Source organism: Sphingobacterium detergens (genome assembly GCF_003610355.1).
In the GTDB taxonomy this organism is placed as follows: domain Bacteria; phylum Bacteroidota; class Bacteroidia; order Sphingobacteriales; family Sphingobacteriaceae; genus Sphingobacterium; species Sphingobacterium detergens.
On record NZ_RAPY01000001.1, the window covers coordinates 2,535,847 to 2,551,783 of the forward strand.

At 40.3% G+C, this 15,937-nt stretch carries 9 protein-coding genes; 1 reads left to right on the plus strand and 8 read right to left on the minus strand.

The genetic code is table 11. The annotated features are described in order from the left end of the window. Positions 1–68: 68 nt before the first annotated feature. From DFQ12_RS10895 to DFQ12_RS10930, 8 genes are all read right to left on the minus strand, one after another. On the minus strand, positions 69–2,399 hold the full coding sequence (locus DFQ12_RS10895; protein WP_120258943.1) for a glycoside hydrolase family 95 protein: 2,331 nt from the start codon (positions 2,397–2,399) through the stop codon (positions 69–71). Positions 2,400–2,443: 44 nt separating this feature from the next. Next, a complete protein-coding gene (locus DFQ12_RS10900) occupies positions 2,444–4,813 on the minus strand; it encodes a discoidin domain-containing protein (protein WP_120258944.1) in 2,370 nt (789 codons plus the stop codon). A 95-nt stretch (positions 4,814–4,908) separates the two neighbouring features. Further along, the gene (locus tag DFQ12_RS10905) at positions 4,909–6,120 is read right to left on the minus strand and encodes a DUF4998 domain-containing protein (protein ID WP_120258945.1); all 1,212 of its coding nucleotides are present in this window, start codon (positions 6,118–6,120) and stop codon (positions 4,909–4,911) included. A 24-nt stretch (positions 6,121–6,144) separates the two neighbouring features. Then, positions 6,145–7,326 carry a DUF5000 domain-containing lipoprotein gene (locus DFQ12_RS10910; RefSeq protein WP_120258946.1) on the minus strand — a complete coding sequence of 394 codons (1,182 nt, stop codon included), beginning with the start codon at positions 7,324–7,326 and terminating at the stop codon, positions 6,145–6,147. Between the two features lie 52 nt (positions 7,327–7,378). Continuing rightward, on the minus strand, positions 7,379–9,292 hold the full coding sequence (locus tag DFQ12_RS10915) for a RagB/SusD family nutrient uptake outer membrane protein (protein WP_120259313.1): 1,914 nt from the start codon (positions 9,290–9,292) through the stop codon (positions 7,379–7,381). Between the two features lie 19 nt (positions 9,293–9,311). Beyond that, positions 9,312–12,674, minus strand: a complete 3,363-nt coding sequence (locus DFQ12_RS10920; protein ID WP_120258947.1) for a TonB-dependent receptor — start codon at positions 12,672–12,674, stop codon at positions 9,312–9,314. Between the two features lie 193 nt (positions 12,675–12,867). Next, complete coding sequence (locus DFQ12_RS10925) at positions 12,868–14,043, minus strand: FecR family protein (protein WP_147420385.1); 1,176 nt, start codon at positions 14,041–14,043, stop codon at positions 12,868–12,870. Between the two features lie 185 nt (positions 14,044–14,228). Next, complete coding sequence (locus DFQ12_RS10930; RefSeq protein ID WP_167457240.1) at positions 14,229–14,828, minus strand: RNA polymerase sigma factor; 600 nt, start codon at positions 14,826–14,828, stop codon at positions 14,229–14,231. 508 nt (positions 14,829–15,336) lie between these two features. On the opposite strand from DFQ12_RS10930, the gene DFQ12_RS10935 reads away from it, so the two are divergent. Then, positions 15,337–15,810, plus strand: a complete 474-nt coding sequence (locus tag DFQ12_RS10935) for a hypothetical protein (protein WP_120258950.1) — start codon at positions 15,337–15,339, stop codon at positions 15,808–15,810. Positions 15,811–15,937: the final 127 nt, after the last annotated feature.

Genomic DNA, 15,937 nt, shown 5'->3' on the forward strand with positions numbered 1-15,937 from the left:
TCCTTTATCGGTGAGAGGGATAATAGTTTTTTTAAATGCACATGAGAAGCATTCTTTTGAACAGCTACTTAAATATTTTTAAGTGTGGTGTACCATTGGTAACCACCATTTAATCTGATTTTTATTTTCTCTGGCTTCGCAGAGCGTATGGTATATTTGATCAATTTACCGTCTTTCCATTTCATGTCGACCGTATAATTGCCCCTCGCTTTGAGGCCTTTCACCTCGCCATTTTTCCATGCATCAGGTAGAGCAGGCAACAGATCTATACAGCCATCGTGACTCTGCAAAAGCATTTCAGCAATACCAGCTGTAGCACCGAAATTGCCATCGATCTGAAATGGAGGATGTGCGGAAAATAGATTCGGATAAACACCTCCACCACCGCCCATATTATTGGGGTCAGCGACCGGTTTTAGCATTTCCCGGATCAATTTGAACGCCCTGTTTCCATTATGAAGTCTTGCCCAAAACAAGGTTTTATAAGCGATAGACCAGCTCGTACTATTATCTCCTCTTACCTCAAGCGTCTTTTTTGCCGCTTCCGCAAGTTCAGGAGTAGATAAAGGCGTAATTAATGGTGCTGGATAAACCCCATATAAATGAGAAACATGACGATGGGTCGGCTCGATTTCCTTATAATCCTCCAACCACTCCTGTATACGTCCATCTTTACTGATCACTCCAGCTGGAGGTATCGCTTGCAACAAATTCTCTAAATCCTGTCTAAACGCATGATCAATTTTCAGCTTTTTGGAGGCTGTGATCACATTCGTAAACAGCTCCCGCACAATCTGATTATCAATGGTAGGTCCCATACAGATGCTCGCGGTCTTTCCGTTAGCCATATAGAAAGTATTCTCTGGCGAAACCGAGGGGGAAGTAACCATCCAGCCTGTTTTAGGGTCTTTCACTAACACGCTTTTATAAAATTCCGCAGAACCTTTCAGCACAGGATAGATATCTTTTAGATAGTTTAAATCATTTGTAAAAGCATAATGATCCCATAAATTGCTACATAGCCATCCTGAGCCTGCATTTGATGCTCCCCATGACGCACTCTCACCAGGCTCAGTAAATCCCCAGACATTTGTAATGACATGCGCAATCCAACCATCAGCATTATAGTAAGCCTTGGCGGTTTTCTTTCCCGGTTCAACGAGACTTTTCACCAATTCCGCTAGTGGCAGATTCAGTTCAGATAGATTGACCACCTCTAGAGGCCAATGATTCATCTGTACATTCACATCCAGGTGATAATCCCCATTCCATGGTGTGTTGATCTCCTGCGCCCAAAGACCCTGTAAATTTGGTGGCAACAATCCCACCCGGGTACTACTGATGCTCAGATATCTCCCATACTGAAAAAACAAAGTAGCAAGTGATGGATCATTATTGAAATTGTTGTAAAAATTGGCTATCCGACGGTCTGTTGGTAAATCTGCAGCTGCCCCTTCTCCAAGATCAATATAAGCACGTTTAAAGAGCTTGCTGAATGCAGCTATATGACTGCGTTTTTGCAGATCATAACTTTTTTTCATCGCTGCGGACAAAAACTGATTTGTCTTTTCTTCAAAGGCAAAGCCCTTGAAATCAGTTCCAGCAGAAACGTAAATCAACACCTCAGTAGCATCTTCAATAACCAGATTATTATTTTCCGAACGGATAGTTCCATCTTTCAATTTCGCCTGTACCCGAGCCAGATACTTCATGCCCTTACCATCGGTACCATTATTGAGCTGGCCGGACATCTGCAATTCGTTGCCCACCGTATTAACCTGATAGCGCTCAGGTCTATTCATCGCAATACGACAATTGAGCTGCCCGGGCTTGTCTGCTGTCAACCGAATGACATCGACATCATCATCAAAACTTGTAAAATACTCGCGTTTATAATTTACACCATTACGTGTAAATGTACAGTTCGCAATGGCTTGGTCCAATAGGAGTTCGCGACGGTAGTTCTCAACTTTTTGTTCCTTTCCCTGATCCCCTTTATAGGTGAAATCGATCTGCAATGCACCCATTGTTTGAAATTTACCCCACCTTTCTCCTGCTGAGCCTTCGCCTTTACAAACAAAATTGCTGTTTACCAATGCTTGCGCCTCATCATTTTTACCCTGTAAAATAAGTTGCCGGATAGCCGGAAGACTTTTATAGGCCTCATAATTATTGGCATCCTGCGGACTTCCAGACCATAAAGTAATATCGTTCAGGACAATGCGCTCCTTTAAAATACCGCCATCGGGTGTCATTCCCAACCGGCCATTGCCCAGCGGCAATGTGGCTTCCCAAATTTCCGCTGGTTTATCATACCACAATTTTAAGGGCTTTTGCTGGGCAGATACGGTTGTAAGAGCGAAGCAGCAAAAATAAAATACAGTTAACAGTTTCTTCATGATATATCGTGTTTCAAATCCCTCATTTTGTTGCGGAAAGCTAGTTAATCTCCATAAACCTTAAATTCATAGATATTGGCAATAGTCTTGTCTTTGGCAGGCAACACTGTCAATCGCACCCATCTCGCTTTGGCATTGCCCTCATCAGCAAAACATGGAATTGATATTTTAGCATTGTTGGTTTTATCTGCAAAAACAGACCATTTCACATTGTCGGCGGAGTACTCAATTTTGTATTGTGCTCCTTTATCTACAAAATCCGTGAAGGTTTCACATCTTTTTATTTTCTGTAGAGAACCAAGATCCACGACCAGATGCTGCTCGGTACCATCAGCTTTTGGACTCCACTTGGAAAGGCTATTTCCATCAAATGCACCAATCAAGCTATGTCCCACGGGATCAGCAGGAGAGGTAGCTGGTTTCCATGCGGACAGCAATTGGCCTGAGGCCGGCGTGTAATTGAGGACAAGGTTGTCGAATCCAGCAAAATTAAAGCCCGATACGTAACCTGCTGCACCAATTGAATAGGTATCATCCTGTACATCAACAACGAGTTGGCCGTCTATGTAACCTTTGATATTGCTTCCTTTTCCGGTCAGCTTCAATTTATGCCATTTACTGGCATCCACATTTCCACTTGCAAGTATATTTTTCTTCGTCTGAAGTTTCCATGTACCATCTTTATAGATATTAAAACGATAGCCGAAAGGAATATTTGATTGATTGGCTTTATCATAGGCTCCTCTCAAAATTAGTCCGGCATAACCGACTCCATTAAAGGCATCATTTTCGACAAAAACATCAGAAGAAATTTCGCCCTGCTCCCATTCCGTATTTTGCGCAACAAACGTATAGGCACATTCATCCGGAATCCAGTGGGTGATATCGTTTACGAGCAATTGTCTTAAGTATTTATTATTCCCTTCAGATTGCGCCAATTCAAAAGCACCCGAGTTGTCATAAAAGTATTTTGGCGAAAGCGGTGCTCTTTCTAAAGAGTAATTATCAAAATTATCACTGTACTTTGTTGGGAAGGCTTTTTCTTTAGGGATATTGTGCGCTCCCTTTTGCTGACCTGTCGTTGTCGTAATCGTATAAATACTCTCCGGATCAACAGCTAATGTAACTTCTCCGTTGACTACCGAAATATCTTGCTGTTGTACAAATTGGCTTTTACTGTCCGACTTCCACACATGCAACTTATCTTTAGGAAGATCAGCGATATTGAATGTTAATTTCTGTCCCTCTGAACCGCTGACCACCACAATACTATAATCATTGCTGCCATCCATGTTTTTATAAGTACAGTAAGCACCATCACCACTGAATTCCCCACAGCCACTATCGAGGTACTTCCATCCTGGTTTGGCAAACTGGTTAAAATGCGCTACTGCCCAGATCGTTGGCCACACCTCATAATATCCTGACCAAGGTGTAGTTCCTTTCATCAAGCCTACATTCGAAAAACAGGAAATATCGGGCATTGAAGCAATCGGACACCACATATTTACTTTCACTATTTTCCATTTGATGTAACACTTTAAAATGTTCTTGGCTAAATATGTCGTGTTTCTCCAGGATGCTCCAGGCAATGAAAAATCCTCACCAGACCATAAGGGTAATTCTGTCAGAACAGAATTTGGATTTGGTTCTTCACCTCTATATCCCCACATATAGGAGTCCGGATAGTGATAGCTGATCGATGAAATTGTATTTCTGAATACAGAGTCTTTAACCAGCAAATCACTGATTTCCCATGCTTTACCAGCACCTTCGGGTGCATTTATTTTAATATCTTTAAAGCCATTTCGATCGAGTGTAGGTCTTAACACATTGACAATCCAATCCCTGTTATAATCGCGTTCATTCCAACAACCTGAAATATACTTCATCTTGAGTCCCCAGTGTTTTGCACCTTCAATAAACTTGACCAGGTAGTCTGCGTTGTCCTGTGACCATACTCCTTTAAACCATCCGGGCATGCTCCATTCCAGGGCATCAAGTTCTATATTCGGATTTCGATTTGCGGCTTCACGCATCAGCCAGTACTCAAATCCACGATTGTAATGAGGTTTTTCCATTTCAGCCCTTGTTCGTGCAAAACTTGGCTCCGAACCACAAGTGGTGTTACCATCCCCCCCAATTTCAGTCTTAAGGTAAGTAAAGCCTGCACCGAAGTTTGGTTTGAACAGGTAATCTAAAATATCGCTTCTAGATTTATCAGCATAATCTATTAACAGCCTTGAGGAGGAGCCTGCACTCACAGCGCCGACCCCATCAAAAAGCCGTCCGCTACCTTTTTCGTCAATCTTAATTAGTTTTGATGAACCAGCATTCGTCTGTGCTAAAGCAGCACTGACTGCAAGAGCTAAGTAAAGTGTTGTAATTGTGTTTTTAAACATAGTTGGTTTCATTGTATTACCTGTTTGAATTTTGCATAAATTTCAGGGTAAAATCTGACGGTTTTACCCTGAATATTCTTGTAATAGCACATGCTAAAAAATCGTTATTATTTGCCTATCTTATCGCTAGTCCATACACCAAGTTCTCCCATGGTGATAAATGAACCATTACCCCAAGTTTCCAGTACTTTAATTCGGATATACCGCGCTTTCGGCGTTCCCGGAGGAAGTTTAAACTCCTCTCCTGCTTTCGCATAGTCAATATCTCCTGCGGTCGTTTCACCGCCAGGCAATCCAGAAGGTTTTATGGATTGACAATCCGCCAATTTTGTCCAACTTGCCCAAGATCCGTCTGAAGCAGGACTATTGCTCCCCCAGATTTCGAATCGCTTAATGCTTTCTGCTCTGAAAATCCGGTCTGTTGCCTGCCAGGTTTTAAATTTACCAATCGAAACAGACTCCCCCATATCGAAAGTGAACCAAGGTGTGTTACTGTATGTAGATGCAAAGCCAGGTGTTCCATAATTCTCATCCCATAGAAAACGTAATAGCCAATTCCAGTTGTCTGTAACATCTGTTGGCAAAACATATTCTTTAAATTTGGACTTGTCCAGCTGCCGTTCGAATAAAGGAATAGTCGATTCCATCGCTTCTACAGTAAACTCGTCTATTGCTTTAGGTTCGGGCAGATAAATGGATCTGTAAATGATCTTAGACTGGTCCTTATACCCTGGCAGCTCCGTCGTTGCACTTCCTCCTGGAACAATGGCTGTCTGTGCCACACCCGCTTCGTCTGTATACTTTAGTTCAATGGATTTTTCGCCATCTAATGCTGCATTCCAATTGACAATAAGCTTGTTTCCATCCGGAGAAAAACCAATTGATTTAACCGTACGGTTGGACAATGCACGTTGATAATTATCACCATATGCTGTACCAGTCACTTTTTTGACGACTGATCTCGCATTATTGGCGGTATATGTATATACCTCAAAAGAATAGGCTCCTTGGGTAAGGTTATTGAACATAAAATCAACAACATCCTTCCCAGTTGTCTTTACAACATCTGCCTCCACCGAATCAGTATTATTTTTCCAGAACACCTTGACTTTAGTGACCAGGGGATCATTGCCAAGAATAATCCTCAATTGAATCCTATTCCTTCCTCCATTGGCTGCTACACTATCTGCTCTCCCCGGATAGTAAATTTCGCCATCTTTTGTAATTTCTTTATAATCGTCTTCTTTTGTACAGGAAATTATAGCGATCCCAGCAACGATAAAGAAAAAAAAGCAGGTTAGATATTTTATTATTTTCATATTTTCTCTTTTAAAGTATGATTACTACGGATTAGGATTCCCCCATAGTGTCAGTTCCGTAAAGTTTACATAAACACCATTGGTCCAGTTTTGTAAGGTTTTAAACCGGATATATCTTACTGCAGGTGCTTCTATAGGGATATTAATGGTCTCTCCTTCTAAGGCAGCTTCTATATCAGCGTTCGAATTCTGTTTCTGAGGTAAGCCAGAAGGTTTAATCTGTTCGTGTTCGGCTAGTAATATCCAATTGGTGAAACTGCCGTCCGGACTCGGATCATTAGAACCCCATATTTCTACCTTTCTTGGGTTGTGTAGGTCATAAAACCATCCTGGTCTCATAAACCAAACTAAACGGCTTAATTTCGCTGCCTTCCCGATATCAAAGGTAAACCACTGCGGCATCTTTACAGGGTCTATCGTATGATATGCTGTCGCATTGCTTACATCACCGTCGAAAAGATATTCGACCTCGTTACCCGGAAAATTTTTAGCATCCGTGCCATTAATATTTAGTCCTTTCATCTTTGTCCGGTCCAGTCTAGCTTCAAAGATGGGAGTTAATGTTACGTAAGTCGTGTCCGATAGGTTGCCCCAGCGATCCCGTACCATCAGTCCGAATCGGGTTTCCACAGATGGCAGCTCCCTGGCGCCAAAGCGTCCTGTTTTCGCTTTTGTACTGAGCGTTTTTACAGGCACAAAATTGCCCAGCTTATCATTGGTTAAGATCACAATAGCGACATCTGAGCCAATATCGTTCTTATAGGTAACATCTATTCCTCCAAATGCCTCACTCGCGACTAGCTTTTCCTTAACAAGATCAAATGGCGGTGTTTTGGGCTGTACTTTTACGACCAATGGCGCCGATACATTTTCACTTTTGTCGACCGCGTATAACCTTGCTTCGTAAACATCCGTATCAGCAAATCCTTCCAAGACAACACTGTCCAGATACCGGCTCACTTTTGTCGCCCGAACAACCCCCTCTTTGGTGGTATACTCAGCTCTTATATAGAGTAAATCTTTATCTTTTGGTAGACTATAGGTTATTTTAGCCGCCCCATTTAAATTTTCAACCTCAGCATGGCTCACGGGATCCGGTGCCTGCTTGTCACTTTTATCCATTGTACCCACCTCGGTTTTCCGACAGGATCCGATCATTCCAACGATCAATAGTCCCGCAAATAACACAGATATTATTCGTTTCATTTTTTCTTTTCTCACTAGTTAGTCATTCATATTAAATTTTCCTTGGCTACTATTACCACCCCCCATTTTGAACCAGATTCGGATTTACCAAAATACTGTTGTCTTTTATTGGCCAAAAATAATCTCTTGGACTATTAAAGCTTTGATTGAACAATAATATCCTGCGGTTATAATCGGGGTAGCTCGTTTGGATGACATCCCAACCATAGATAGGTTGATTTAAAAATTCTCCGGCTCTTTTCCAACGTCTCAGGTCCCAGAAGCGGCTACCCTCAAAAGCCATTTCAATCAAACGTTCCTGTTGAATAATTTCCCTCAAACCGTTCTTATCAGTATATTTATTCGGATTTTTTGCGAAGTTTGTCCATGACGATTCGACAGATTTAAGCCCTGCCCGGTCTCTTATCATATTAACATACTCCAAAGCAAGAGCCTTGTTATCCGTCTCATTTAACGCTTCGGCATAAAGTAAATAAAGATCGCCTAAGCGCACCACAGGCCATGGATAGCGCTCAACGGTAATATTCGTAGCACTGGCAACCATTTTCCAATTGACCAATTTTTTAGTGTAATAACCTGTCACCGAATAGATACGACTTTGCTTTTTCCCAGAATGTTGACCTGATTTGGCTTGAATGTTAAAATTTCCATTCTCCATATACCATGTAGAACCATCAAAGGCCATATCTGCATAAAAACGGGGCTCTCTGTCAAAATGTAAGCCGACGGATTGGTATCCATTCTGTATCCCAAGATCGGCAGCTGTTGCAGTCCGCAGCTGAAACCTATTGGCATAGTCCCATGTTTTATCTTCTGTAATAGGAACACCATTTTCTGTGTAAAACAATTCTGCCATTTTCATGGTAGGCGCGAGTTGCCCTTTTAAACCGGAATTAGGAACATTCGGATCCAGCTGCGGGCTCGCATAGAGCTGCAGCGTCCAGGTATCATTGGGCTTGGTTGTTGTTCCCCAGATCAGCTCCGAGTTCCACTTCTCACATACGGCATTACGGATGCTCATTTCCGTTTTTGTGAAATCATCGACCGGCTTTGTTGGCGAAATAAAACGATATAAATCAATATCTGCATTTTTTGCTGCAGTAATTGCCAATTTACATGCCTCTGCTGCTCTTTCCCATTTTTTCTGATCATAGGTTGCATTAAATAATACTCTCCCATCGGGATTCTTAATATTGGCAAAATCCGGATTTCCGTTAAACAAAGGACTTGCTGCCGTGACAAGCAATCTTGCTTTTATTGCGAGTGCAATAGGTTTAGTAATTCTTCCTAATTCAGTACTTTGATTTATAATCTTATCCGGTAATCCCACACTACCTTCTCCTGCCGCCGCCTCATCGAGTAGATTAACAATATAGTTCACGACGGAGTCAGCTGACTGCCGACTTACTTTTACCTCCTCTGGCGTTGCATAAATTGGTAAGTTCTTATCGACAATAGGGATAGGACCATACATTCTAAAGAGGTACCAGTGAAAATAAGCCTTCAAAAATTTGGCTTCAGCAATCCAGCGATCTCTCATATAGGGTTCAACATCTTTGACCCTGTCGATATTTTCAAGAAATATATTGCAGTTCCGAATACCGTTCCACATCGACTTACCGTCATAACCGTCCCAATAGTTTAATTCAGGCTCATCTTTATTCTGAAGCCCTCTGGCAATATTATAAGGAGATAAACTTGAATAATCCTCGCCCGTTGGCATTGGCCAATAAATCCATAGCTCGTCTCCGGTATTCAGTCCAGCATTCATTTCTGGATGGCCTTCCCGTGGCAGCCCATCATAACAAGTAAACAAAAACTTCTCTGCTTCATTACGATTGGAAAAAGCATGATCAATGGTAGAGACATTGTCTGGAACCACATCAAGAAAATTTTTCTTACAGGAATTCATCATCAATAGCAGCAAAACCGCTGAAAGGGTAAAACGAATCGTATATCTTTTCATATTGAATTTCTTTTTTGTATTAGAATTGGACATTTAATCCGAAATTGTATACTTTTTGAAGTGGATATCTTAGACCATTACCCCCCATCTCTGGATCCCAGAGATCAAAGCTACTTTTGACAAATAGGTTACTGGCATTTAGATAAAATCTGATTGGTCCCACACCCATTTTATCGAGCATTTTGCTCGAGAGGTTATAGCCCAACTCGACTGTTTTTAACCGTAAAAAAGAACCATTACGCATCCACCAGCTGGAAGGTTTGAGGTTATTTTGATTTAGATTCGGACTTAAACGAGGCCAAAACGCATAAATATTGCCATTCTCTTCGGACCAGTGATCATCAGCAATGGCTTGTAACAAACCATGCTGATAGGCGCCATTCATAACAAAAGGACTAGTTTTATCGGGATCAATCCAGAAAGAAGACCGACCTGATCCCTGAAAGAATCCACTAAGATCAAAGTTCTTATAGCCTACAGACAACCCAACACCATAAATAATTTCAGGTACTGTCGGCAAGCCCAATGGCACATAGTCTAAGGAAGAGATAATACCATCCCCGTTAATATCCCTGTATTTGATGTCTCCCCCCATAACCTCACCGAAAGTCTGAACTGGAGAGTTTTTCACCTCTTCATTATCGACAAAAAGTCGTTCTGCAATAAGACCATAATATTGGCTAAGTGGATTACCGACTTTAGACAGATAAGCTAAACTGGATGGATAATTGGGTTCCTCATTGACAAGCAATTTGCTCGTGGCATAGGTAAATGTTCCCCTTGCCTGTACCCACATATCACCAAAAGTCTTATTGTAATCCACCGAAAGGTCAATACCCTTTCCTTCTGCCTCACCCACATTAGCCTGTATGCCAGCAGATAATCCCATTGTCGTAGGAACATAAGCCCGATTCATCAAAATATTATTTCTGCGTGTTTTGTAAGCATCCAAAATAATATTGACACTGTTAAACAGGCTAAGATCCATTCCTAGATTGACCGTTGTTGCCTGTTCCCAGGTAATCGTCTCATTGGCATATCTCGAAATCGATACACCATCTTTGCTATAGGTATAGTTTGTACCAAAAGCTGATCCATGACCTCCATCCCTCAGATTCACTTTAGACAGATAAAAGAAGCGGTCATCTGTATTGCCGATCTGATCGTTACCGATCAAACCATAAGTTGCTCTAAATTTTAGTTTCGTTATAGTCTGTCTTAATGATCTAAAAAAATCTTCATTCGATGCATTCCAAGCTACCCCGATTGAAGGAAAGAAGCCATAACGATGATTTTTCGCAAAACGTTCAGAGCCATTTAGTCCAAAATTTGCTTCAAGTAGATACCTGTTATCATAGCCATACGTAAATCTCCCCGACAGCCCTTGATTGCGAAAAGGAAGCGAAGCCTGAAGATCAGCTGCATTGCCGGTAAGAAAACTCCGTAACTGGGTCACTAATAAAGCACCGACACTATGTTTTTCTGAAAAAACACGATTATAATTAACCGCTGCCTCCATATAAGAGACTGTGTTTGAAACTTTATCTCCTCTATTGTAATCCAGATACTCTGTTGCATTTTTCTCATTGAGCAATTCCAATGAATATTTATCACCTTTGGCATCTAGCGCATTTGCCCGATAATAGAAAGGATTGTACCTTCTGTTCAAATCAAAATAAGAATAGCGTTGTGTATAAGCCATGAGTCTTGCACTCAGTCCTTCTGTAAGGAATTTGAAATCCTGCTTAACTTCAAGTTGCACATTTAATGTTGAAGTGTTGTACTGCTGAAATCCCGATACCATTTCTGCATACGGATTAAAATACAAAGCTTCTCCTCTTTCACTAATTTTAGCATTGCCAAATAAAGGATGTTGCGCATAGGCCATATCAGACGCAGGAAAAACAGCTGGAAATTTAACAGGATTTGCAGCTATTGCGCCCTGAAAGATATTTCCACCACCACCAATTGGCCCTTGATAGTCATCAAAGCTTCCCGAAGTTCTTACGATTCCCTCGGTAGTAGGGGTCAGTTTAACATTGACATTTGACCGGATCTGATAACTTTTCAGGTTAATATTATTATCGAATTTATTTCCATTATCAGACTTTAATACACCATTATCCACGTTATAGGTTCCCGCAATATAAAACTGTGCGTTTTTTCCGCCACCACTCATATTCATATTAAATCGCTGGTTGAGTGTGTAATCTTTGATCAACAAGCCGATCCAATCATTATTTGGATACAGTAAGGGGTTATCTCCAGCAATTGTCCGATCAATCTTGTTTTGACTGTATGGCAGCTCTCCCAAGCGATCCCTGGTCAGCACAGCTTCATTCGCCAGCTTCATATAGGTGATATTGTCCGCCAGTTTGAAATTTTGCGTATTGGAGGAAAGCGAATTCTCAACCCTCACATTGAATTTTGTTTTGCCTGAGATACCAGATTTCGTCGTCACCAACACCACGCCATTAGCTCCCCTAGCCCCATAAAGCGATGATGCTGCTGCATCTTTTAAGACCGAGAATCCGGAAATATCATCGGGTTGCAATCGGGCTAACGCGTTAGAAGTGGATTCCATACCATCAATCAAAATCAATGGATCTACCTTCCCACTACCAAATGTTGTGATCCCGCGGATAAAAAACTGTGCGTTATCAGCCCCGGGTTCACCACTCCGTTGAAAGGCAACGACCCCGGATAGCCTTCCTGCAAGCATCGTTGTCAGGTTGCTGGTCGGTCCTTTCAATTCTTTCGGATTGATTGTTGTAATGGAACTGACCATACTCTCTTTTTTCTGATGGCCATAAGCGACGACGACCACCTCATCCAATTCGCTCTTATCCTCCGTTAATTGTACATCTATCTGTTGAAGCCCCTCAATCGGAACTTCTTTTTTTGCATAACCAACGATAGAGAAAACAAGAATTCCCTTGGGGTTTGAGACTTTGAGACTATAATTTCCATCGACGTCTGTTGTCGTTCCATTGCTTGTCCCTTTTTCTACGACAGAGACACCCTGTAGTTTTTTATCTCCTTCTCCCGAAACAACACCTTTGATCAGATTCTGATTGGCCCGGCTCTCCCTTTTTTTGGAGATAATAATCATTCTTTCCTCTATCGCATACTCTAGCCCTAAATTAGCTGTAACTTCCTTCAACGCCTCATCAAGTGTGGCGTTCTTAACCCGAAAATTTGTCTTTTTTAACGGGTTGATCAGATCTATATTATAGAACATGTCGTACCCCGATTGTTTCTTGATCTCTTTCAGCACAGATTCTACAGCTGTATTTTTCAGCTCGATATTGATACGTTGGCCATAGCCCTCCGCAAATGCCGAAATTGAAAATAAAAATGTAATTACAAATGTTAGCTTCATTATGATTAGATGCTTGCGAGTACATATTCCAGTCCCAAATAGGCGCTGTAATAAACAATACAAATGCTTGTATTGAACTTTTAAATTCATACTTTTGTGATGTTAGGTTTTTAGAAAATTTTGTATTACCCTAATGTTCGCCGACGGTATGGCAGTACTGTCGGTTTTTTTTTGATTAAGTTTTTTTCCCCATTTATTTTTCAAATTTTAGTGTAGTTCCCGTTCGGTTAATCTTGATATTTGCTGTCCGCGCAATAACACTCAGTGCTTTGTCCAGCTCATAATTTCTTGGTATAGTTCCGCTAAATGTAAGTGTAGGAAGGGTTTCAAGATCCACATCAATATTGTACCATCTGGCAAAATCCTTCATAATTTCCTTTAATGTTGCATTATCATAAACAAATACACCATTCTTCCAACCCAATACCTGCTCCTCGTTTTCAGTCTTATCCTGTTTTAAAGCTTTGGATTTTTTATCGAGGACAATCTGTTCACCCGGTTTTAGGATATACTCCTTTTGCGGAGATGATCCGATCAGATTTTGTACAGACACTTTACCATGAAACAACGTGGTTTTAGTCGTTTGTTCATTTTCATAATTGTTGACATTAAACTTGGTTCCGTATACCTTAATCCGTTGGTCGTGTGTTTTAACGATAAAAGGCTTCTGCTTATTGGTTTCTACATCAAAAAATCCTTCCCCCTGAAGTTCGACCTCCCGTTGACCTTCTGCATAGAAAAGTGGAAATTTAAGTTGGGAATCAGAATTTAGAACCACAGCACTACCATCGGTAAGGTAAATACGTGATTGTCGGCCTTTGGCTGTCCGGATTGTTTGATAAATGATCTGAGGCTTAAGATTAGGCAGACTATCTAGTACCTTAACATGAATATCCCCCAGACTATCCTGTAGAATCACGGTTCCATTTTCCCGCAATAATTCAACATTGGAAGTACCATCCAGCTTTATCTCTTTTCCATTACTTGTTATCAATGTACTTCGGTTGTCTGCTATTCCTATGCCACCCGATTCTTCGCCCTCACCTATGTACCATAATACCGAAATTGCACAGATTATTGAAGCTGCAGCGGCAATAGAAATCCATGCGAATAGTTTCTTATTGTTCTTTTTTCGGTTTTGATAAAAATACTCACGGTCGAAATATTCATCAAGCTGCTGAATAGCCATTCTAGCCTGATCATCTAACTCAATTTCCTCTTCAAGCTGCAAATCTTCCAAGATCAATTCCTTGAAAAGTTTTGCATACTCCTTTTGTCGCATGTAATGCATTAACAGATGGATCTCTTCATCCGTGCACTGTTTAGCAAGATATCTTCTATATAAGTTTATTAATTTGGTTTGTTCCACAGTATAATTGGTCTTACTTTAACTCTATATACGTAAGCCAAAAAAATAACAACTATGCCAAATCAAAAAAAATTAAAATACTTACGAATATGTCCCAGGTCTTGCAGTCGCAGAGATGCCCAAGGGTTTTAATATATGACGATTTGTAGCAGGATGGTGCTGGAGCAGATGAGTAGTTTCAGTTTCTAGCTGAGAAATATAGGGTGGTATTCTGCAAATAACATCATAAGAAAACAAGAGTAGTTCCAATTCCAATGCGATTTAATAATACCCGTAGCTTTAACAATATGATTATTGATTGTGGCTGTAGAAATATTCAAAAGTTTGGACACCTCATCATAGCTTCTACCTTCGAGCTTACAGAGTACATATACTTCCCGACATCGTTCGGGAATAATATCCAAGATATCATTGAGGTATTTCTCCATTTCTTTATAAGAAACCTCCGCTTCAATATCATTTGCGCATTTTCCCTTCGATAGAATCATCAGCTGTTCACTCTTAACTTGATCCGAAGCAATTTTTCGAAAATAATCGTAGACTGTGCTTTGTGCAATTGTATAGAGATAGGATTTAAAATTTTTTGAAACATCAATCTGCGCTCTATTCTGCCAGACCTTTACAAATACGTCCTGAGTGATATCCTGTGCAAACTCCACTGATCTTACCTGCTTTAATATCCGGCCGAAGATCTGTGCTCTATAGTTATAATAGAGCTTTTCGAATGCCTTTTGATTCCCCTCAGCCAATTGTACGAGCAATATCGCGTTGTCCTCTAGACTCATAATTCTATTTCTATCGAAGTTCAATAATCCATGGTTTTTCAATTGCATTACGATGTGCGGGAAAATAATTCATACTTTCTGCACATGTGCTTTTCTAGGTACTTGACGAGTTGAAAAATAGCAGCAAAATTTCGTTAGGCCACCTGACAGTCGCCTGACAATTGATCTTTAAACAAAAGAAATAATATAAATTAAATCAGAGATGTATAAAACACGCAAAAACATGTAAAATATTACGATAAACCAATGCATTTCTCTTTTTTAAAAGGAAGTGTCAAATCGGTACTTACATTACTAAATGAGTGAGCTACTTTTCTCCGACAATAAACTATTTCACTTCAGGAGCAGTATCATGCAAGTAACTGAGCTAATGAACCTGTCGCGTAGAAATATCGAAGGTAAAAAGTTCAAAACTGGCACGAAATTCGATATCATTTGACCAAACATAATTAATCAAATACTTAAAAAACAATAAAGTCATTTTTAGTCGTAAAGTAATCTAAAACCTATGATCGTATCATTAAATACTTATTTAATTATTATTGGGATATTTTGTCTTTTAATAGTTATCAAACCCTTATATACCCGATTTATCAAAAAAGAGGAAAGTAAAAATGATGCGATATTGTTACTGCTTCTGCTAACTATTCCGATCAATTGGTTTACACCAACGATTCTGACAATTACAGACTGCAGTAATTACACAAAAGAGGTTGTGTTGTTCCCAACAACGAAAGATGGCTTTAAAATTAACTATGGAAGAGCGACCTATATCTTGAATAAATCGGATCGGAATTTAACATTTGAATACTACTATTACGGAGATAATACACCAGCGAAGGGAGAGGAAAGTAAGGAAATTGGACCGAAACAAAATGCGAAAGTAAATGTTATTTCAATCGATTATATTCTTTCAGAACCAGCCGAGAGTGTATCTACAAAATCGAGCGGTGCAACAAAAACTGTATTGAGATGTAAATAAATAGGATATAGCACATTCGTTATTCCTGCTGTATCCAGGCAAATTTCCCCTTGTTTAAATAGATAACACCTCCACCACAAGATTCAACTTGGTGAATGAAAATATAAACGATTTCTTGCCATCATCT